Origin of the sequence: Streptomyces sp. NBC_00258 (genome assembly GCF_036182465.1) — a bacterium.
In the GTDB taxonomy this organism is placed as follows: Bacteria; Actinomycetota; Actinomycetes; order Streptomycetales; family Streptomycetaceae; genus Streptomyces.
The window spans coordinates 12,017,357-12,038,796 of sequence record NZ_CP108081.1 but is presented as its reverse complement, the minus strand read 5'-3'; the positions used below and the strand labels follow the sequence as shown (position 1 = coordinate 12,038,796).

Sequence of the window (21,440 nt, the reverse complement as noted above, 5' to 3'; positions counted from 1 at the left end):
GCACTTCCGGCAAAACCGCGACCGGAGACCCTGGCCGGCCCGCTCGCCCAGCCGGTGACTCCCGGAGTGCGGTTCGGGCCGTTCCAGATGGTCTCCTTCGACGGCTGCACCTCGATCAAGCTCCCGGATACCGAGCGCAACGTGGAGTGGTTCGGACCCGGCAGCCGTGGCGGGTATCCGATGCTGGAACTGATGACCCTGGTGGAGACCGGCACCCGTGCCCTGATCGGCGCCGTGTTCGGCACTCCCAGCGACGGGGAGACCTCCTACGCTCGCAGGCTCCTGCACCACCTGGGCCCCGGCATGCTGGTCCTGTGGGACAAGGGTTTCGACGCCAATGCCTTCCTCGCCGCCGTGCACGACACCGGAGCCAGTTTCCTGGGCCGTCTGCGCGCCAACCGACGCACCCCGGTCCTGAGCCGACTCACCGATGGCTCCTACCTCTCGGTCATCGGCACCGTCCCGGTACGCGTCGTGGAAGCGCAGATCACCGTGGCCTATGACGACTGCTCGTTCACCAACTCCTACCGGCTGGTCACGACACTGACCGATGCTCGTCGGTACCCCGCCCCGGCCCTCGTTGCCCTTTACCACCAGCGCTGGGAGCACGAGTCGGCGTATTTTGCCCTGCGTCACACGATCACAGACGGCCGGGTCCTGCGTTCAGGCGACCCAGTCGGGGTCGAGCAGGAGATGTGGGCCCTGCTCGCCCTCTACCAGGCACTTCGGACCGTGATGGTGGAGGCCGCCGAGTCCCGGCCGGGCACCGACCCGGACCGCTGCGGCTTCACCATAGCCATCCAGACCGCCCGCGACCTCGTGGTCCAAGCCGCCGACGTCATCAAGCCCGGCACCCTGGGCAACCGCACCACCGGCGTCATCGGCAACCGGGTCCTGGCCGGGCTCCTCCCGCACCGGCGCCCCCGCATCAGCACCCGAAAAGTCAGGTCACCTGTCTCCCGGTACGCCGAACGCCAAGACGACGGCCGCCCCGACACAAGCCGCCTGGTCACCGACCTCGACGTCACCATCCTCGAACCCGATCCCAACCTGCCCACCGTCTCACACGACGATCGGCACACACCGGCCGCCGACCGGCGCCGACAGCACGTCCTGGACCTCCTTCACGCAGAACCCGACCGCCAGTGGCACCCCCGCGACCTCGCCCGCCACCTCGGCGACATCACCCTCGGCACGATGTACCGACAGCTCGACAGATGGGCCGTAAACGGACTCATCTCCAAGACCGGCCCCGCCACCTACAGCAGCCCGAGAACTCGCTCAACCCCCTTCCCACCAGCGGAAATACGCTAAGGGCTTGCAGAGAATTAACTCGCTGTCTTGATCTTTGGTGTCGGGGTGATGCCGAGGCGGGTGGCGAGGTCCGCGAGGTCGTCCAGGGTGGCCAGTCGAGTGGCGGCGGGTTCGATGGTGTGTCCGATCGCGTCCAGGAGTCGGCGGGTTTGGCTGATGGCGCGGTTGAGGGTCACGGGTGTGACGGTGAAGAGCGGGGCGATGGCGACCTGGGGGAGCTTGAACCGCTGGTAGAGGAGGGTGGCCAGGAGCCGGTCGACGAGGGTGAGGCCGGGGCGGCGGCCGGTGTAGAGGCCGGCGGAGGGGACTTTCCGCCGGTCCCCGCCGCGTCTTTGGTGAAGGTCTTCTTCCCGCTGGAGCTCTCGGGCGGCTCTCAACTGGGTGATCAGCTGGTCCCACTGGTCGTGCGGCAGACCGGTCAGGTCCGGATGGGCCAGCCAGGCGCGACCGGGGCCGGGTAGATCCTGAGGCGGGATGGGAGGGATCCCGTCCCGGCAGTGCGACTCGGGGCGAAGGGTGTAGTTCCAGTCACCGTGCCAGTCGTGGCGGCTCAGAGGCAGGGCGTCCATCTGCCGGTCGCCGATGCGGATGCCGGTCTCGTAGGCGGTGGTGTCGAGTTCGGCGTGGACGCTCAATCCGGTGCGGGTGGTGGTCGCGGCGATGGACTGAACGATGACGTCATGGCTGGTCAGGGGCCTGCCGCGCCAGTTCATGGTGATGTGGGCGAACAGTCGGTGCTCGATCCGATTCCACTTCGAAGTTCCCGGCGGAAAGTGACACACGGTGATGTTCATGCCTGTTTCCAGGGCCAGGGCGGCGAGTTCGGCCTTCCAGGCGCGGGTGCGGTAACCGTTGGAGCCACCGGCGTCCGCGGTGACCAGTAGCCGTTTGGCCTGCGGGTAGTCGTGCTGGCTGCGGCCCTTCCACCAGCGGCGGATGGATTCCACGGCGAAAGCGGCGGTGTCGTGGTCGGTGCCGACACTGACCCAGCCGGTGTTCGCGGCCAGGTCATAGATGCCGTAGGGCACAGCTTTCCCGAGTTCTTTGTCGGGGAAGTCATGGGTGCTGACCTGCACGGGGTCACCCGCCGGCCGCCACTCGCGGCCGCCGTTCCTGTACGGCCCGACGATTTCCTTCTTCTTCGTATCGACGCTGATCACCGGGTCGCCAGCGGCCTGGTGGGCCTTGGCCTGCTCGTTGATGTAGCGGAACTGGCCGTCCCGGTCGGGGTGTTGTCTACCTTCGACGGTCTTGGCGTTGCCCTGGAGGCTGAAGCCTTCCTCGCGCAGTACGTCGGCAACGGTGTCGGCGGATATCCGGTGGCCCCGGCGGGTGAGTTCGCCGGCCAGATGGCGGGTGGATTTCGTCGTCCAGCGCAGGGGCGACATCGGATCGCCCCGCACGTCCGGCTCGACCAGAGCCAATAGCGCCGGACGCAGCCCCGGGTCCAGATCGACTGTCCGCTTACGGCCGCCGCCCGCCCGGCGCACCCGCCCCAACGGGGCCTGTCCGGAGTCAAGTTCGGCGACACCCAGAGACACCGTACCCTCGCGCACCCCGGCGGCACGGGCGACCAGCCCGATCCCGCCATGGCCGATCGACCGGGCCTCCGCGCCCATCAGCAGACGCCTCTGCCGCTCATCCAGATGTGGCAGGACCGCCTCGAACTTGGCTGCCAGCTCGGCCTGTTGTCCTTCCAGAGCGCCCATAGCAGACCAATGAACCACGGAACGTGAAGCTACGGGTTAATTCTCTGCAAGCCCTAAGGGCTTGCAGAGAATTAACTCGCTGTCTTGATCTTTGGTGTCGGGGTGATGCCGAGGCGGGTGGCGAGGTCCGCGAGGTCGTCCAGGGTGGCCAGTCGAGTGGCGGCGGGTTCGATGGTGTGTCCGATCGCGTCCAGGAGTCGGCGGGTTTGGCTGATGGCGCGGTTGAGGGTCACGGGTGTGACGGTGAAGAGCGGGGCGATGGCGACCTGGGGGAGCTTGAACCGCTGGTAGAGGAGGGTGGCCAGGAGCCGGTCGACGAGGGTGAGGCCGGGGCGGCGGCCGGTGTAGAGGCCGGCGGAGGGGACTTTCCGCCGGTCCCCGCCGCGTCTTTGGTGAAGGTCTTCTTCCCGCTGGAGCTCTCGGGCGGCTCTCAACTGGGTGATCAGCTGGTCCCACTGGTCGTGCGGCAGACCGGTCAGGTCCGGATGGGCCAGCCAGGCGCGACCGGGGCCGGGTAGATCCTGAGGCGGGATGGGAGGGATCCCGTCCCGGCAGTGCGACTCGGGGCGAAGGGTGTAGTTCCAGTCACCGTGCCAGTCGTGGCGGCTCAGAGGCAGGGCGTCCATCTGCCGGTCGCCGATGCGGATGCCGGTCTCGTAGGCGGTGGTGTCGAGTTCGGCGTGGACGCTCAATCCGGTGCGGGTGGTGGTCGCGGCGATGGACTGAACGATGACGTCATGGCTGGTCAGGGGCCTGCCGCGCCAGTTCATGGTGATGTGGGCGAACAGTCGGTGCTCGATCCGATTCCACTTCGAAGTTCCCGGCGGAAAGTGACACACGGTGATGTTCATGCCTGTTTCCAGGGCCAGGGCGGCGAGTTCGGCCTTCCAGGCGCGGGTGCGGTAACCGTTGGAGCCACCGGCGTCCGCGGTGACCAGTAGCCGTTTGGCCTGCGGGTAGTCGTGCTGGCTGCGGCCCTTCCACCAGCGGCGGATGGATTCCACGGCGAAAGCGGCGGTGTCGTGGTCGGTGCCGACACTGACCCAGCCGGTGTTCGCGGCCAGGTCATAGATGCCGTAGGGCACAGCTTTCCCGAGTTCTTTGTCGGGGAAGTCATGGGTGCTGACCTGCACGGGGTCACCCGCCGGCCGCCACTCGCGGCCGCCGTTCCTGTACGGCCCGACGATTTCCTTCTTCTTCGTATCGACGCTGATCACCGGGTCGCCAGCGGCCTGGTGGGCCTTGGCCTGCTCGTTGATGTAGCGGAACTGGCCGTCCCGGTCGGGGTGTTGTCTACCTTCGACGGTCTTGGCGTTGCCCTGGAGGCTGAAGCCTTCCTCGCGCAGTACGTCGGCAACGGTGTCGGCGGATATCCGGTGGCCCCGGCGGGTGAGTTCGCCGGCCAGATGGCGGGTGGATTTCGTCGTCCAGCGCAGGGGCGACATCGGATCGCCCCGCACGTCCGGCTCGACCAGAGCCAATAGCGCCGGACGCAGCCCCGGGTCCAGATCGACTGTCCGCTTACGGCCGCCGCCCGCCCGGCGCACCCGCCCCAACGGGGCCTGTCCGGAGTCAAGTTCGGCGACACCCAGAGACACCGTACCCTCGCGCACCCCGGCGGCACGGGCGACCAGCCCGATCCCGCCATGGCCGATCGACCGGGCCTCCGCGCCCATCAGCAGACGCCTCTGCCGCTCATCCAGATGTGGCAGGACCGCCTCGAACTTGGCTGCCAGCTCGGCCTGTTGTCCTTCCAGAGCGCCCATAGCAGACCAATGAACCACGGAACGTGAAGCTACGGGTTAATTCTCTGCAAGCCCTAACTACCCGGCCTTGGGTCAAGGCCCCCCGAGAGCCCTGGACATGAGCGTGCACCTCCGGGTCGTCCAACTGTTCGCCCAGCTCTGCGGCCTCATCGAGCCACCGGTCGGCGGTCGCGAAGTCGCTCTGCAGCAGTGCCACCCAGGCGGCAGCCCACAGGGCCCTGGCCCTGGCCAGGGTGGGCTCAGGCGCGGCCGCCAGGATCCGGTCGAACGTCGCCAGTTACCCGTGGCTGGTGTCGGTGTCCTTGCTGATGCTGTCGCTGATGACGCGCTCGAGGAGGGTGAGGACGTCGTCGAGGGGGTAGTCGGAACCGGCCAGGGCGTGGTGGAGGTTGATGCCGTCGACGGCGGCGAAGATCAGCTCTCCGAGGACCTTGACCTGATCGTCGGAGAGGTCGGGCAGGTCGGGAGCCTGCAGCAACTGGGCGAATGCGCCGATGGTCCACACGTTGAGGCGGGCCAGCCGGATACGCAGGGCATCGTCGCGCAGGGCGAGCGCAGTGATGTCGAAGTAGGCGCGGGCGGCTTCGCGGTCCTGGCACATCCGGCTGACCGTGGCCATGTAGGCGTGCCATCGGTCGTAGCCGGAGTCGAGGTGACTGACGTTCTCGGCGAGGTCGGCGACGGTGTCCGAGTAGAGCAGGTCCATCAGGTTCTCGATGAGTCCGTGCCGGGTGCCGAAGTGGTAGGAGACCGTGGTGACGTCCACGTGGGCTTCCCTGGCCACGGCCACAAGGGTCAAGCCGCCGGTGCCATGGCGCAGCAGCACGCGGTGGGCTGCCTCCAGGATGGCGCGGGTGGTGCCGGGGTAGTCCTCACGCCGCTGCTGCAGAGGGCTGCCCTGGCCGGAGGGGCGACGCACGACTTCGCGAGGGCGGCCCCGGCCTCGTTTGGTGGGTTCGCTGCTCGGCGAAACCTCGTCCACGTCGATGTCACCTCTGGTGGCGTGAGCCGCTTCAGCGGCTGTGATGTGCCGTCATGATAGGGCGCGTGTGCGGCGGGACCGAGGTAAGCATGTGAACGGTGAACTGTTTTTGCTACAGGTTTGCCAGCAAGTCGGCTTTGGCGGCGGGCAAAATGGGGGTGTCGGCGGCCCGGGAGTCGAGGGCGGCTCGGACAGCGTGGTGTCGCTGGTGGGTGAGGCCGAGCCTGAGGCAGCACAGGATGCCGGGGATGAGCCACACGGCGGTGCCGATCGACATCAACAAGCGGATGGCCTCGCGGGCGGTGTGGTTGGGGTGCTCGCCGCCGTGGTAGCCGGCGGCTGACAGGGTCAGGCCGACGAACCAGACCGCGAGGGCGGCCAGGGCGGTCTGGGCGAAAGCCGCCAGTCCGTACAGGGCTCCTTCGCGCCGCTCGCCGGTGCGCAATTCCTCGATGTCGCTGACGTCGGCCAGCAGGGACCAGGTGGTGACGGCCACGGCCATGCTCCCGGCGGAGGAGAGCAGGATCAGCGTCCACAGCAGTACCTGGTCACCGGGATGCAGCAGCAGGAACAGGCACTGGGTGAAGAACCAGCCGGTGGTGAAGGCGACGTAGGTGCGTGTCTTGCCAATGCGGCTGCTCAGGTACTGCACCAGCGGCAGCCAGGCGAGCCCGGCCATAAACCACACGAGCAGCAATGCCGAGGCCATGCTCTGGCTGAGCTGCATGATGTGGAGCGCATAGTAGAGGTTGACGGCGCCAGTGACGCTGATGGGGGCCCAACCGAACATCAGTGCGCCGAGCAGACGGCGCACGGTGGGTGAGCGCAACATCGCGAACTGGTCCCGCATGCGGGTGGTGGCGGGTTCAGCAGCCGTTTCACGGCCCCTCGCGGTGGCCCATGTGATCAGGATTCCGGCGGCCGCGAGCAGGGCGGTGACGGCGGCTGCCGTGGACCATCCGGTCCTGCCGCCGCCGAACCATCCGGCCAGCAGCAGGGGGGCGACCGCGCCGACCAGCGCGCCCATCTGGGAGCAGGCGGTGCGCACGGTGGCCAGGGCGGTGCGTTCTGGCGCGTGGGTGCTCAGCTCGGCCCCGAGGGCGCCGTAGGGGACGTAGAAGAAGGTGAGGCAGGCGGACCAGGCGATGACGACGGCGCCGAAGTACAGAGTCTGGGCTATCCCGCTCCATCCGGGATCGGTGAACAGCAGCCACGAGGTCACCGCATAGGGGACGGCCGCGAGGGCCAGGAACGGCAGCCGGCGGCCGTGCCGGCTCTGCAGCCGGTCGGAGCGCAGGCCGATGTAGGGCTGCAGCAAGGTGTTGCACAGGGTTCCCAGCAGCATGAGCGTGCCGCCGAGAGCCGCGCTCGCGTGGACAATGTCGGTGAAGAAGTACAGGAAGAGGGCGGTGAAGGAGGTCCACACCACCGCATTGGCCCACTCGCCGCCGCCGTAGCCCCAGCGCACCGCCCGGGGCAGGGCCGGGACCAGTGCGGCCGGGGTGGCTGCCTGGGCGGTCATCCGGGCTCCCCCAACACGAGGACGTCGAGGTGGGAGGGTGTCTGGGCGCTGTGGTGGATCGTCTGCCGGGCGGTGCGCATGGTGACGCCGTCTCCATCGGGGCCGGTGTTGAGGTTGCGGTCCCAGCGGTCGAAGGAGCTGCTGGAGACCTCGATGGCGATGCGGTGACCGGCGGCGAAGCGGTAGCCGGTGGCGGTGAGGGAGATGTCGATGTGTCGCGGTGCGCCGTCGGCGGGGGCTTGCGGGGTGTCAGTCTGATCGGTGTGCGAGAGGCGGCAGATACCTTCCTGGACGAACTGTGCGTGCCCGTCGGACGCGATGTCGATCAGTGCGGCGGTGAAGTCGGTGCCGGGGGCGGTGGTGCTCACCGCAAGGCGCACTGATACAGGGCCGACGATGTCCGTGGGGCGCTCCAGTGGTTCGCTGCGGTAGACCAGTACGTCGGGCCGGCGGTGCAACGGGCGGCGGTCTTCCAGCCCGCGGGTCATCGCCCACAGGTCCTTGCCCTGCCAGGACCGCACCGGATCGGCGGGATCGTAGGTGAACTGGATGTCCGGCTCGGGGCCGGTGGGAGCCATCGGACTGAGGGTGCCGTCGGCGTGCAGGTAGAGCCGGTAGGGGCGGGCTTCCGGCGGCGGCCATGCCGTGGTGTGGTGCCAGCGGTCGGCGCCGGTGATGTAGAGGCTCACTCGGGGGCCGAGGTCCCGGCTGGCCATCACCGCGTCGATGAACTCCAGGACCCGATCCCAGGTCCGCGGCCCCTCCGGGATGGCAATGCGGCCGATGCGGCCGCTGTGGTCGCTGCTGGTCTCGTGGTCGGTCGGACCGATGACCAGGCGCCTGGGAACCTCCGGTCGGCGTACCGCCAGCTCCTGCCAGGCCTGCAGCGCGCCGGGGAGCAGGACGTCGTACCAGCCGTCCCACACCATGACCGGCACCTCGATCTTGTCGATCAGGTGACGGAAGTCCAGCTCCTCCCAGCGGGCCATGCGGGTGGGGTTGTCGACGGCGTCGCGGTAGTTGTCGCTGGGCAGACCAGCCGCCTCCGACATCTCCCGCAGCGGCAGGTGCTCACTGTCGAGGCGGTACCAGTTCAGGTATCCGCTGCCCGCCTGGTCGCACGCCCACATGGCCGTGCTGCCCAGACACAGCGCCCCGCCCTCGTACAGCATCGTGTACATGTCCAGACCCATGTCGCCGGGGGCAGTGCAGACCACCGCGGGATGCTGAGAGGCTGCGCCTGCCCAGGCGGTGAAGCCGTAGTAGGACTCTCCGGTCAGGGCGACCCGCCCGTCAGACCAGGGCCGGCGAGCGATCCAGTCGATGGTGTCGTGGCCGTCGTCGACCTCGTTGACGAACGTCGTCCACTGTCCCTGTGAGCCGAAGCGCCCGCGCACGTCCTGCACGGCGCACGCATAGCCGCGCCGGGCCCAGAAGCGGCCCACGGCGGGCATGTATGTATAGCTTTCGCGGTTGCCGTACGGAACTCGGATCAGCACCGCCGGGAACGTCCCCGGCGCGCGATCACCGCCCGACTCCGCGGGCAGGTAGACGTCCGTGTTCAGGGCCACACCGTCCCGCATGGCGACCATGTGGCTCTCGCGGACCGCTTTGGCGTGGCGGGCCGCAGTCGCGGACGGCAACTCTTTGAACGGGGTGACCAGATGCTTGCTGGCGGCCATGTACAGGCGGGTGAACGCCCACTTGGTATCGGCGATCAGGTGCGGCATGTCGGTCCTCGTCGCTCGGGCGCACACGGCGTCTTCAGCTGGTGGCCGCGGACGCTAGTCGTCCGGGGTGCGAAGACCATGGGAATAATTCACGGCCAGTGAGCGCCCGCCCTGTGAACCGCAGGGGCCGCACCCAGCTGGGATTCCTCCGGGATGACCGGCTGGCTCCGCGTGGTCGGCCAAGGGTCGGGGCAGATTCGGTCAGGACGGGTGCGGTTCGGTCCCGTCAGGTGGCGATCACGCCGCCACCGTTGTCGTGCACGATCACCTGAATTCACGGACGGAGCAGTCGGCGACCAACAGCGTTCCAGGCCGTCCGGCCCGCCAGCCGACGCGACGCGGCCAGTGCCTCCTCCTGGACGGGGAAGTTGCCTGGAGCGCGGCGCAGTGCTGACACCCGTTGGGGTCAGCTGCCGCACGCGCATGGTCCGGCTGTACCAGTGAGTGATGGCAGCCCGGCTCCGCCGGGACCAGCGATCACGACGCTCCGCGCCGCGGGTAGTGAACATGCCGTGTCCGGCTCCGCCGGACCAGACGCGGCGACGCTCCGCGTCGCAACCATCAGATTCGCTCCACCACCGGGCTGAAGCCCGATGCACTGCGAATGAACCCCGATCGACCGGGGCGGGCTGGACACAGACCGCCGACGCACCGGGGGGTCCTTCCTGCATTTCGAGCACGCACAGGTCAGACCGAGAACGCGAAGGGGCACGCTGGTCGCGCTCCCGGGCGCCGGCACCCTGGGCAGCTCGAGATCATCCGGGTCGAAGTCCTCGCGTTGGGCGAGTCCATCGACGCGCTGGCACGTTGCGCACTGTGCTTCCCAGGCGACGCTGTCCGTTCTTTACAGAAAGCCACCGCGTGCGGCAACCCACACAGCACACGGTGCGCACGCTCCCGAACCGGTTCTCCACGTCCGTCCCTGCGCCGATGACTGCGGGCTATCTGAGCGCGATGATCGCGGCGACGGCCGCGACCACCGTGCCGATGGATCCCAGGGCTGCCACGAAGAGGCCCCACGGAGCCCAGCGGCCCGATTGCTGGCTCCCAGAGGTGTCCGGGGACTGGCCGCCGATGGTGAGGGACAGCTGGTTCTGGTTCCCCTGAATCCTGATGTCCCGCATGACCTGACTGACCCTCGCAGCCGAAAGGGCCGGTGCGTCGGCAGAGGTGCTGGCCCGAAGCTCGGTGACGAGTTGCACGAGGCGGGTGCGCACCTGATCCAGCAGACCGTGGAGGGTGGCCGGGCCCACGTTCCAGTACACCGAGGTGATGTTGATCGGTGCCCGTTGTTCCTGCGCGATGAGCACGGCCAGTTCATCCGCCCCATGCGGGACGATCTTGATGCTGCCGTTGACGGCATCGGCCTGCTGGGCCAACTGGGCAAGCTCGGTGACGCCGTTGCGGATCAGGGCCGGTTCATCGACGACAGCCCGGCACGCCGCAGGGATCGCGTAGCGGTTGACCGGCTGGGCATTGTTCTGGAGCACACCGCCGCCGGCGGGGGTCAGGGCGTCGATACACAGTCCGGCGTGCACCAGGCGATAGTCAGGTAGTTCTCCAGCGGGCACGTTGTCGTAGCCGCGTAGCTCGCGTTCCGCCCATCGCCGCAGCTCCGCGGACCCCGTCTGGCTGCCCAGCACGAGGCATTTGCGCAGTGCGCCGCTGAGGGGACGGGTCTCATCCAAAGCGTCCTGCTCGATCTGCTGGAGCAGATCAATAGAAGTGGATTCCACGGTTGTTGATCGTAGTGAGGACCACTGACAGCGGGAGTGTCGGTGATTCCCGTGCACCGTGCATCCCAGGCTCACTCAGCGTTTCGGGCTCGTGTTGCGTGCCTTTTCTGGAGCGTTCTTGTGTCCGCCGCTGACCTGCGGCGGACGAGGTCTTCGACCAATTCTGTCCCGTGCGGGTGGGCAGCGGTCGGGATTTTTTCCCTCGGTGTCCTCGCCCCAGAGGGCTAGCGTCCCTGACGACCAGGGGGAAACGGGCCGATCGCCCGCATTACGAGGACCGATATGCCATACCTGACCGCCTGAGCCGGGGGGCGCTGACGCGCCGGTGCCGAGCCGCCGTCACCCGGATGACCGCCGGGCCGGCTCACGTTTTCGGCGCGTACCGCACACCCGGCGCCACCTAGCACCTGCTCGCACCGGGCCCGGCTGGTGACTCCATCACCTGCCGCAGCGCCCGCCAGAGCACCCTGAACCAGCCCCTGGCCTGCCAGCCCGGGAGGCGCCTCTTCACCGCCGAGGCGGCCGCTGGCCGGGGGCCCGATGCGGCCAAGGCATCGGCTCTCGCCACGTTTTCGCAGAGAAAGGCACACGCATGACCTCCTCACCGGTGCACAAGACCGAGCCGATTCCCGAGCGGTCGGCCTGGCCACTGATCGGCCACGCCCTCGACATCCCGGAGGGAGCCGAAGGCCTGACCTATCTGATGCAGGAGGCCAAGGAACTCGGCCCGGTGTTCAAGCTCCGTATCTTCGGCGAGGAGATCCTCCTGGTCTCCAGCCTGGACCTCGTCGCAGAGCTGTCGGACGAGTCCCGGTTCCGCAAGAACGTGCACTCCGACCTGGTCACCTTGCGGGAACTAGGCGGAGACGGGCTGTTCACCGCGTTCAACGACGAGCCGAACTGGCGCAAGGCCCATGACATCCTGATGCCGGCGTTCTCCCTGGGCGCGATGCGCGGCTACCACGCGTCGATGCTCAGGGTAGCCCGCGAGTTGATTGCCACCTGGGACTGGGACGTGGAGCAGCGCCCGGTGGATGTGGCCGCCGACATGACCCGCCTGACCCTCGACACGATCGGCCTGTGCGGGTTCGGCTATGACTTCGAGTCTTTCCGGCGGGATGAGCCGCACTCCTTCATCCCGGCCCTGGCCAGGGCCCTGGACTTCGCTCAGGTCCAGGGTGAGTCGATTCCCGGCACGGCGCTGTTCAGGTGGAAGAAGGCCGAACAGTTCCGCAAGGACGTCGCCCTGATGCAGGAATTGGTCGACGACGTGATCCGGCAACGCAAGGCATCGGGGGACCGCAGCACCGACGACCTGCTGGGGCGGATGCTGCACACCTCCGACCCGGTGACGGGCGAGCCGCTGGACGATGTCAACATCCGCCACCAGGTGATCACGTTCCTGATCGCCGGTCATGAAACCACCAGCGGCGCCCTGTCCTTCGCCCTGTACTACCTGACCAAGCACCCCGAGGTGCTGGCCCGCGCCCAGGCCGAGGTCGACGCGTTGTGGGGCGACACCGACGACCCGGACCCGAGCTACGCGGACATCGGCAAGCTGGCCTACATCCGCCAGGTCCTCAACGAGGGCCTGCGGCTGTGGCCGACGGCCCCCGGGTACGCGGTCGAGCCGCTGGAGGACACCGTCATCGGCGGCCGGTACCGGGTGCGCAAGGGCGAGTCCCTGTTCGTGCTGACCCCTGCCCTGCACCGGGATCCTGCGTGGGGCGACAACGTCGAGCTGTTCGACCCCGAGCGGTTCACGCCCGAGCAGGAGGAAGTCCGTCCCGTCCATCTGTTCAAGCCGTTCGGCAACGGTGAACGCGCCTGCATCGGCCGCCAGTTCGCTCTGCACGAGGCGACGCTGGTGCTCGGCATGCTCATCCACCGCTACCGGCTGATCGACCACGCGAACTACCAGCTGCAGATGAAGCAGTCGCTGACCATCAAGCCGGACGGGTTCACCCTGCGGCTTGCCCCCCGCACCAGCGGTGACCGCCGCCTGCCCGCCGCGGCCGCCGTTGCCGTGCCCGTGGCCCAAGAGCGGCCCGCCGCGGTGCGCGTGAACGGCACCGCGCTGCGCGTGCTGCACGGCTCCAACCTGGGCACGTGCGCCGGCATCGCCCGTGACCTGGCCGCGGACGGCGACGAGCACGGTTTCACTTCCTCGGTTGCCGCCCTCAACGACGCCGTCGGTCAACTCGGCCCCGATCAGGGCCCTCTGGTGATCGTGGCCGCCTCCTACAACGGCCGGCCCACCGACGATGCCGCACAGTTCGTGGCCTGGCTGGAGGAGCTGGCCCCGGGCACGCTGGAGGGAGTCTCCTACGCCGTGCTGGGCGTCGGCGACCGCAACTGGGCCGCCACCTACCAGCGCGTCCCCACCCTCATCGACGAACACCTTGCCGCCGCCGGCGCCACCCGCCTGCTGGAGCGCGGCGCCGCCGACGCCGCCGGTGACTTCGCCGGCACCGTCGACCGCTTCAGCGGCGACCTGTGGGCCACCCTGCTTGAGGCCTACGGCGCTCCCTCGGACGCCGAAGCCGCCGCCGTCACCGAGGACACCGGCACCGACCAGGGACTGTACGAGCTGCAGGACGTCTCCGAGCACGTCACCGGTCCCCTCGCCGCCCGGCACGGCCTCCAGCCCATGACCATCCTCGACGCCTACGACCTGGTCGACATGTACGACCCGGTCGACAGTGGGCGCCTGGTCGGCCGCCCCAAGCGCTTCCTGCGGCTGCGGCTGCCCGACGGCGTCACCTACCGCACCGGCGACCACCTCGCCGTACTCCCCCGCAACCCGGATCACCTCGTGAAGCGGGCCGCAGAGCGGTTCGGCCTCGATCTGGAGCGCACCGTGCGGCTGCAGACACGCCGCCGCAGCCGCAGCGCCCTGCCCGTCGACCGGCCGCTGACCCTGCGCCGTCTGCTCAGCGACTTCGTGGAGCTGCAGGATCCCGCGACGCCGGAACAGGTCGCGGTGCTGGCCGAGCACACCGGCTGCCCGCCCGAGCAGCGCCCCCTGGCGGACCTCGCCGCAGCCGACCCGGACACCTTCCACGAACAGGTCACCGCCACAGGCCGCAGCGTCCTGGCCCTCCTGGAGCAATACCGGGCCTGCGAGCTGCCCTTCGAACGGTTCCTGGAACTGCTGCCGGTCCTGCGCCCGCGCCACTACTCCATCTCCTCATCTGCCGCGGCCGCCCCCGGCGAGGTGGACCTGATGGTCTCCCAGCTGTTCGCACCCCACCGCAGCGGCCAGGGCCCCTTCCACGGCATCGCATCCAACTACCTGCAGACCGTGCCGGTCGGCGAAACCCTCCAAGCCCGGGTGCTGCCGTGCAACGAGTCCTTCCGACTGCCCCAGGACACCTCCGTCCCCGTGATCCTGGTCAGCGCGGGCACCGGACTGGCCCCCTTCCGCGGCGCCGTCCTCGACCGCCACCACACCGGCTCCACCGGCCCCCTGCTCTGCTACTTCGGCTGCGACCACCCCGACATCGACTACCTCCACCGCGAGGAACTCGAAGCCGCCGAACAGGCCGGAGCCGTCAGCCTGCGCCCCACCTTCAGCGCGACCCCCAAGGACGGCGCCCGCTTCGTCCAGCACCGCATCGCCCAGGAGGGCGACGAGGTCTTTACGCACCTCAAGGCCGGCGGACGCGTGTTCGTCTGCGGCGACGGCCGCCGCATGGCCCCCGCCGTACGGGAGGCTTTCATGACCATCTACAGCACTCACACCGGCGCCGACGACGACGAAGCGCGGGCCTGGCTGGCCTCGCTGACCGAGTCCGGCCACTACGTCGAAGACGTCTGGGCCGGCTGACCGCCAGCCGCCGACCTGCACCCCCAATCGCGTCCGGGTCCAGGCCTCCCCTCTCGGCCCGGACGCTCCCTTCGCACGCTCCAGTACCGGACACGGCACCCGAGCGCCTACCAGTTCTGAGGTTACTGACGATGCTCCCCCTCCCTCCCGCTGCCGTGCCCGCCTGCCAGGCGGCCCTCCGCGCAAGGGGCATCCAGTGAAAACAAACAGCGGCCCCGCGCTGACCTTCACCGTCGCCGCAGCCCTGATCGCCGGAGTCACTCTCGGCAGCAGCGGCACCAACGTGATGCCCGTCTTCGTCGACGACTTCGCCGACCGCTTCGACCTGTCCAGCACCAGCGCCGGACTCGTCGCCGCCAGCCAGCTGATGGCGGTCGCGCTCGCCACCCTCCTGCTCGCCAACCGCGCCGCCCGCCCCGGACGCGTTCGCATGGCCCGCAACGGGCTGGCCCTGGCCACCGCAGGATTCATCGGCGCCGCCGTCGCCTTCGACATCCTCACGCTGATCGTGGCCAGCCTGCTACTCGGCGCCGGACTCGGAGCCGTCTACGCCGCCTCCACCGCCGCCCTGGCCGGCGCCGGCGACGACGCCGACAAGACCTCCTCGATCACCATCACCGGCGCGGTGTGCGCGAGCGCCCTGCTGCTCCTCGCCGTCCCGGCCGTCAACGAGTCCACCGGCGGAGGCACCGGCTTCTTCCTGCTGGCCGTGTGCTGCCTGCCCGGCTGGTTCCTGGTGGGCCGCCTCCCCGACGGTCCCGGCCCGGCGAGCGGTCCTTCCACGACCGCCCCCAACGCAGCCTCCCGGCCGGCCCATCCCTCCGCCACACTGCTGGTCGGCGCTGCCCTTCTGTCAGCCGTCACGCAGGGCGCCTGGTCCTACGCCTCCGTCCTTGGGCGCGACCACACCGGTATGTCTGCCTCCGCGCTCTCCGCCGTCCTGGCTATCTCCAGCGTCGTCGCACTGGCCGGAGCCGTAGCCGGACCGCTCGCCGCGAAGCGTTTCGGCCGCCTGCGCTCGATGGCCGGGTTCGTCATCGTCGAAGCGTTCAGCATGGGGCTCCTCATCGTCACCCACAGCCCTGCCCTGTTCATCGCCACCGCCGTTGTCTGGCAGGCATGCCAGCTGGCCGTCCTGGTGCAGATGCTCGCGGCCGCCTCGGTCATCGACTCCGCCGGCCGGTGGGTGGCCGCCCTCAGCGGCGCCGGAGCACTCGGCGAAGGCATCGGCCCCCTGTCCGTCGGCGCGATCATGGACAGCTTGGGCGTTGACGTCCTGAGCATCCTGCTCGCTGTCGGAACCCTCCTCGCCTCACTTCCGCTCCTCAGGATGACCGCTTCCAGCGCCGTGGCATCAGACGCCGGTGTCGCACCCCACCCGCAGGCCACGCCCATCGCGAGGACGACTACCGAGAAGCCGGTCTCACCAGCGGAATGAAACAGCCGCTCCGCGGTGCGACAGCACACCGTGGAGTCTCTGCGCGGGCACGGATGCCTCAGGCAGCCGCCACACCACCGGCGATCCGGACCGTCGGTACGCCACCCCGGACGGGACCTCGGGGTCCCGTCCGGGCTCTACGAAAAGGAGTCTGACTCTCATGTCCCTAAAACAGACGATCCCGGCCGGCAGTCCCGGCCACAAACGGCGCTCCCGGTGGCTCACCGGAAAGTTCCTGGTTCTGTTCCTCGCCGTCGCCACGCTCCTGGCAGGCACCGCGCTGGTGGCGCCCCAGTTCCAGGAGAAGGCCAGCGCCATCGACGACGGGCGGGACATCACCTGGGACGTATCGGGTGGGCAGAAGGCGTACGACGCCATGATCAACGCGGTACGCCAGCGGGCGACCGGCGGAAGGGTGCTGCGAGAAGGGATACTGCAGACCGATCCCTCCCTGGACCCCAACAATCCTGCCAACGTCTTCGCCATCAACCTGCAGGCCAGTGCCCTACCCGGCAGCTCGGACGCGAACAGCGTCCGCCTGATCATGCGAGCGCGGGACCTGTTCGTCATCGGCTATCAGGTCACGGGCGGACGAGGCCCGACAAACCCCCACTTTCTGCGAGGCGACGCTCCCGGCGGGATGACGGGTGACCCGCTCAATTTCACGGGCAGCTACACGGACCTGGAACGGGTCGGCCGCCAGGAGCGGGCCGGCCTGAAGCTCACCCTGGAGGGAATGAGCACTGCGTACAGGACCCTGCGAGACGACGCCAACGAGAACGCGGTAGCCCGGTCGCTGATGTTGTTCGTCATGACCATCGCGGAGGCTGCGAGGTTCGATCCGCTGCGGCAGAATTTCAGGGGGGCCTTCGACGCCAACGGCGGCCAGGCCACCGTCGGCGTTGCCGATGCGGCGCTGATGAACGCCTGGAGCACGGCCTCGCAAGAGGTAGTCGACAGCCTCAACACCGGTTCGGCCATCGACTTCCGGATCGACGACCCGCAAACAACGGGCATCGACTTCTTCGCGACCTCCCTCACCTCGATGGCCGCGATCCTTGCGATCGCTCTCTTGCAGAGCCCGTCCTGAAGGTGCAAGGCCCACACGGCCGACCCATGGGACGTTGCGCCTCCTGCACTGTCACCGACAGCAGTGCCCGCGTACGCAGATGACACGGGCCACGGAAAGCGCACAGAGGTCGGCCTGGACTCCGATACCCACGGGCCCTGTCGTACCGCCTTGTGACTCTTCGGCGTCCAGACACGATCATGCATGACCCACGACAGGAACGACCGCGGCCTTGAAGCCGCAAAGACCACCCGCCGCACTGCCAACCGCAGTCGCACTCGCTGCTATCGGACTGCCGCGTAATACAGTCCGATAGCAGCGGCCAATAGGGGCTTTTCGGCTGTGCAGTTGCCGCGGGCGCCCCCGCGGTACAGGAACGTCAGACCGTGAGGTCGGCAGCCCACAGCCGGTCCGGGCGCTGTGAAGACGCCCTGCACCAGGTCAGGGGCGGAAGTGGCCTTCGGGTCCCGGCGGGTGAAGACTTTACGACTGGGACCGATGCCCGCGAGATCGGTTGCGCGCATCGATCACTCGACCTACTTGCATCCCACGTGGACTCCTCCGGTGCCTGAGGACGGCCTGCACGGTCCAACCGGCTACCGGTTGGCACGGCCCTTGATACCAGGCGGAGCGCTGATCACCTGACGGTGCGATAAGCGTTGCTGATCGTCCCGGTGTAGGTGTTGCCCTCGGTGTCGGCCAGGGCGGCCTTGAAGGACACGGTGCCAGGCCTCTCCGGATGGGCGAGAGTGACCGACCGCTTGCCGGACGCATCGGTGTGGACAGCGACGGGGAGCCAGGTGCGACCTGCGTCGTAGGAGACCTGCACGGCAAGGGACTTGAGGTGTCCCTTGGCGGCCGCCGGTCCGTGCACCGTGACCGGCACCACCGTCTTCTGCCCGGCCTTGGCGGTGGCGGTCAGGCTTAGCTTCGGTGCGAAGCGGACGGTGGAGAGCGGTAGGGGCTGCGCCGGGCCGTTCGTGTCCACGTACTGCGAGGTGAAGGCCCAGGTCGCGGAGACCTGGTCGCTGACCTGGTAGATGTCCAGTCTGCGCTGCGATTCGGCGGTCAGCGTGAACCTGGTCGGCTCCTTGGGCAGACCACGCATCACTCCATTGCCGCACGGATCGTCGGTGGTGCTGAGATAGGTTTTGCCGCCGCCGGTGAGCACGGTCTTCTGCTGGGCGCCGTAGTCGACCACGTAGTGGCCGTCGGAGAGCAGTGAGTTGCACAGGGCGTAGTTGTTGCCCGAACGGTAGCCGCCGATCCAGGTGGAGCCGCCCGAGATGTGCGGGCCGAAGACGGCCTTGTTGTACGTCTCGTGATAGGTACGGCCGGGCCTGTAGTCCCTGGCGTTCAACCCCCTGATGGAGGAGTACGGCAAGGTCACGTCGGGGCGGTAGAGGTCCACGCCGAGATTCCAGCGCAGGCCTTGGTCGGCCGACACATAGGTCACGGCGCGAGTGGCCGGCAGCGGAGTCCGCGAACCGATGGTGCCGTGGTCGGAGTCGGTCAGCTGCGGGAAGCCGGGAGTCTCCCACTGGCCGGTGGGCGCGGCGCCGGCGTCCTTGATGGCGGAGCCGATCGTCATGTCGACCCTGGCCATCGAGGACCGGCGGACCGTTCGGGTGAGGCCGGTGAAGAAGGACCCCTTCCGGCCGACCACGATGTGGTACTGCGGTGAGCCGGCTCTCGCCGCGCTCCAGACGCCGCTGACCTGGGCCATGAAGCTGTCCGCCGGGGCGTTCGGGCCGACCTGGGCGAGGGTGATGCCGGTGGCGTCGACGGCCTGGGAGTAGTCGTACGCTCTCTCGCTTCCGTTGGAGGCGTACCGCACGAGCGGATAGGGGCCGGCGGCCCCGGGAACGGGAGCCTTGATCGTGACCTTCTTGGCCTTGCGCTGGTCGAAGACGAGCGTGGTGTCTTTGGTGAGTGACACGTGGGGGGCGACCAGCATCGCGTACTTCTCGCCACCGTCCCAGATCCAGTCGTCCACCAGGTAGCGGCCCTTGGGTAGCCGGAGCGTCGCCCGGTAGTCGCCGTCGGTGTCATTGTCGTAGGGAGCCCAGATCTTGGCGGAGGTCTTTGCGGCGACGTTGACCATGGCGTTGGCCGGGGCCTTGCCGTCCAAGCCGATGCTCTGGACGGTGAGGTTGTACGACTCGACCTCGCGGACGACGAGTCCGGGGGTGCGGACGACGATCCCGCCGTCGGCGGATGTGGCGGTCACCGCGCCGGAGTGCACGCCGTCCTTCGCGTCCACGCGGGTGTCGGCGGTGGCGGTCGCGGTGGCGGTGCCGCCCGCCGGGATGGTGAGCGTGGCCGGGGAGACGGTGAACATGCCCGCCGTGCCGGTCGCCGCGAGGTTCAGGGTGACGCCTTCGGCGCCGGTGTTGCGGTAGGTGAGGGTCTTGGTGACCGGAGTGTCGTCGTGGTGCGGCCAGGACTGGGTGCCGAAGTCGAGGGACGGGGGCCCGGCCACGACGCGCTGGGTGATGGCGTGGGTGAGGTCGACCCGGCCGGAGCCCTGTTCGTACGCCGTCAGTTTGGCGTCGGCCTTGGCGGAGGCCATCAGCGCGGCCTTGATCCGTTCGCCGGTCCAGTCCGGGTGCTGCTGGGCGAGGATGGCCGCGGCCCCGGCGACGTGCGGGCTGGCCATCGAGGTGCCGGACAGCTTGATGTAGCCGTCGGTGTCTGCGTCCGTGCCGATCTTGCCGTGTTTGGCTTTGGCGGCGACGGTGTCCACGCCGGGCGCGGAGATGTCGGGCTTCAGCCCGCCGTCGGCCGTCGGTCCCCGGCTGGAGAACGGGGCCAGGGCGTCTTGCCGGTTCACGGCGGCCACGGTGAGCGCGGCGGCGGCGCTGCCCGGTGAGCCGAGGGTCTGGTCGGAGGGGCCCGAGTTGCCCGCCGAGACGGCGAACAGCACGCCCTTGGACGCCGACAGTTCGTTGACGGCCGCCTCCATCGGGTCGGTGCCGTGGCTGTCGGCACCGCCCAGGCTCATGTTGACGACCTTGGCACCCTGGCCGACCGCCCACTGCATGCCGTCGATGATGCCGGAGTATGTACCGTAGCCGGAGTCATCCAGCACCTTGCCGTTGAGCAGCCGTGCGCCAGGCGCGACGCCCTGGTACTTCCCCGAGGACGCGGCTCCGGAACCGACGACGGTGGACGCCACATGAGTGCCGTGTCCGAAGCGGTCGTCCGTGTCGCTGGAGCCGCTGAAGTCCTTTGCGGCGACGACCCTGTCCTTCAGATCCGGGTGGGTGGCGTCGATGCCGGTGTCCAGGACGGCCACCTTGACGCCCTTGCCGTCCCAGCCGGCCTTCCAGGCATTGGGCGCCCCTATCTGGACCGTACCGGTGTCCTCGCCGGGCGCGTCGGCGGCGGCCTGCGGGGCGGCCCTGACCCTGCCGTCGAGCCAGACACGGTCCACGCCGGGCGCCGTGGTCACCGCTTCCGCGGACCCGGTGTCGGTGTCGGTGTCGGTGCCGGTCAGAGCACGCCAGACATCCGCCGAGTCCTGCCGGACGGCGGTCAGCGACTGGCCGTGCACGGCGGGCAGTTCGCGCCGCACATCGGCCTCCGCCGCCCTCAAGGCCCGCTCGGCACCGGCTCGTTGGTTCTTGTCGCCCTTGTAGGAGACGATCAGCGGCAGCCGCTCGCGATGCTCGTTGTCATAGCCGTCGGCGAGGAGCTGTGTGATGTCGAACAGCCGGCGGTCCAGCCTGCCGCTGTTCAGCAACTTGATCGCGTCCGCCGGGATGACGAAGGTGTGCCCGCCCGCCAACTGCGTCGAGTAGCCGATGCCGGTGCGGCCCTTGCCCCGCTCCACACCGACGACCCGGCCGTCGCGGCCCACGAGGACGGTGTCGCCGGTGATCAGGGTGATGTGTGCGACGGCCCGCGTCGCGACGCCGCTGGGTAGTCCGGACGCCGGGCCCGGTGCGGCAGTTGACGGGGGGGCGGTGGCGGTGCCGGCGAGGCCGATCGCCAGCATCGCGGCCGTTCCGTACGCGACTGCCGTGCCGCGTCCGTGCAGGCGGCGTCTCTTGCGTAGACGGTGCTTCAAGGGATGGCTCAAGGAATGCCTCTCTCCTCTTCCCCGCTTCGGTGATGTGCGGTGCCGCGCACGCGGACGGATGCGGCCCCGGATCGGGGGCGTCCGGGGCCGCGGCTTGGGCGACGGGGTGACCAGGCGTCACCTCGCCGAGAAGAAGTCTTGGTGACCGGCGCGTTTGTCAGTAGCCCTCCGGCCCTCTGAACAATTCCGTTGACCAGCAGGAAAGTTGAGGCGGGCACCGTTCCGGCTAGTTTGGTCGCCGACTCCCTGACGATCAGCGAA

At 68.9% G+C, this 21,440-nt stretch carries 11 protein-coding genes; 4 read left to right on the top strand and 7 right to left on the bottom strand.

The genetic code is table 11. The annotated features are described in order from the left end of the window. The first annotated feature begins 54 nt into the window (after nt 1-54). The gene (locus OG718_RS53385) at nt 55-1,314 is read left to right on the top strand and encodes a transposase (RefSeq protein WP_328842766.1); all 1,260 of its coding nucleotides are present in this window, start codon (nt 55-57) and stop codon (nt 1,312-1,314) included. A 14-nt stretch (nt 1,315-1,328) separates the two neighbouring features. Here the strand turns inward: OG718_RS53385 and OG718_RS53380 are convergent, their stop codons facing one another. From OG718_RS53380 to OG718_RS53355, 6 genes are all read right to left on the bottom strand, one after another. Further along, nucleotides 1,329-3,023 carry an ISAzo13 family transposase gene (locus tag OG718_RS53380; protein ID WP_328842767.1) on the bottom strand — a complete coding sequence of 565 codons (1,695 nt, stop codon included), beginning with the start codon at nt 3,021-3,023 and terminating at the stop codon, nt 1,329-1,331. Nucleotides 3,024-3,094: 71 nt separating this feature from the next. Continuing rightward, nucleotides 3,095-4,789, bottom strand: a complete 1,695-nt coding sequence (locus OG718_RS53375) for an ISAzo13 family transposase (protein ID WP_328842767.1) — start codon at nt 4,787-4,789, stop codon at nt 3,095-3,097. 277 nt (nt 4,790-5,066) lie between these two features. After that, the gene (locus tag OG718_RS53370; RefSeq protein ID WP_328842768.1) at nt 5,067-5,771 is read right to left on the bottom strand and encodes a TetR/AcrR family transcriptional regulator; all 705 of its coding nucleotides are present in this window, start codon (nt 5,769-5,771) and stop codon (nt 5,067-5,069) included. 112 nt (nt 5,772-5,883) lie between these two features. Further along, nucleotides 5,884-7,293 (bottom strand): MFS transporter, encoded by a 1,410-nt coding sequence (locus OG718_RS53365; RefSeq protein WP_328842769.1) that lies wholly within the window; start codon nt 7,291-7,293, stop codon nt 5,884-5,886. Beyond that, entirely contained in the window at nt 7,290-9,023 is a 1,734-nt protein-coding gene (locus OG718_RS53360) for a CocE/NonD family hydrolase (RefSeq protein WP_328842770.1), read from the bottom strand. The genes OG718_RS53365 and OG718_RS53360 overlap by 4 nt, the downstream gene beginning before the upstream one ends. A 941-nt stretch (nt 9,024-9,964) precedes the next feature. Beyond that, complete coding sequence (locus OG718_RS53355; RefSeq protein ID WP_328842771.1) at nt 9,965-10,759, bottom strand: AbiTii domain-containing protein; 795 nt, start codon at nt 10,757-10,759, stop codon at nt 9,965-9,967. Between the two features lie 592 nt (nt 10,760-11,351). Here OG718_RS53355 and OG718_RS53350 point away from each other — a divergent pair. The 3 genes from OG718_RS53350 to OG718_RS53340 all read left to right on the top strand — a co-directional run bounded on the left by OG718_RS53350 (nt 11,352) and on the right by OG718_RS53340 (nt 17,116). Next, complete coding sequence (locus tag OG718_RS53350; RefSeq protein ID WP_328842772.1) at nt 11,352-14,588, top strand: bifunctional cytochrome P450/NADPH--P450 reductase; 3,237 nt, start codon at nt 11,352-11,354, stop codon at nt 14,586-14,588. A gap of 196 nt (nt 14,589-14,784) precedes the next feature. Beyond that, the gene (locus OG718_RS53345) at nt 14,785-16,026 is read left to right on the top strand and encodes an MFS transporter (RefSeq protein ID WP_328842773.1); all 1,242 of its coding nucleotides are present in this window, start codon (nt 14,785-14,787) and stop codon (nt 16,024-16,026) included. Nucleotides 16,027-16,186: 160 nt separating this feature from the next. After that, complete coding sequence (locus tag OG718_RS53340; protein WP_328842774.1) at nt 16,187-17,116, top strand: ribosome-inactivating family protein; 930 nt, start codon at nt 16,187-16,189, stop codon at nt 17,114-17,116. A gap of 616 nt (nt 17,117-17,732) precedes the next feature. Here the strand turns inward: OG718_RS53340 and OG718_RS53335 are convergent. Beyond that, on the bottom strand, nt 17,733-21,179 hold the full coding sequence (locus tag OG718_RS53335; protein ID WP_328842775.1) for a S8 family serine peptidase: 3,447 nt from the start codon (nt 21,177-21,179) through the stop codon (nt 17,733-17,735). Nucleotides 21,180-21,440: the final 261 nt, after the last annotated feature.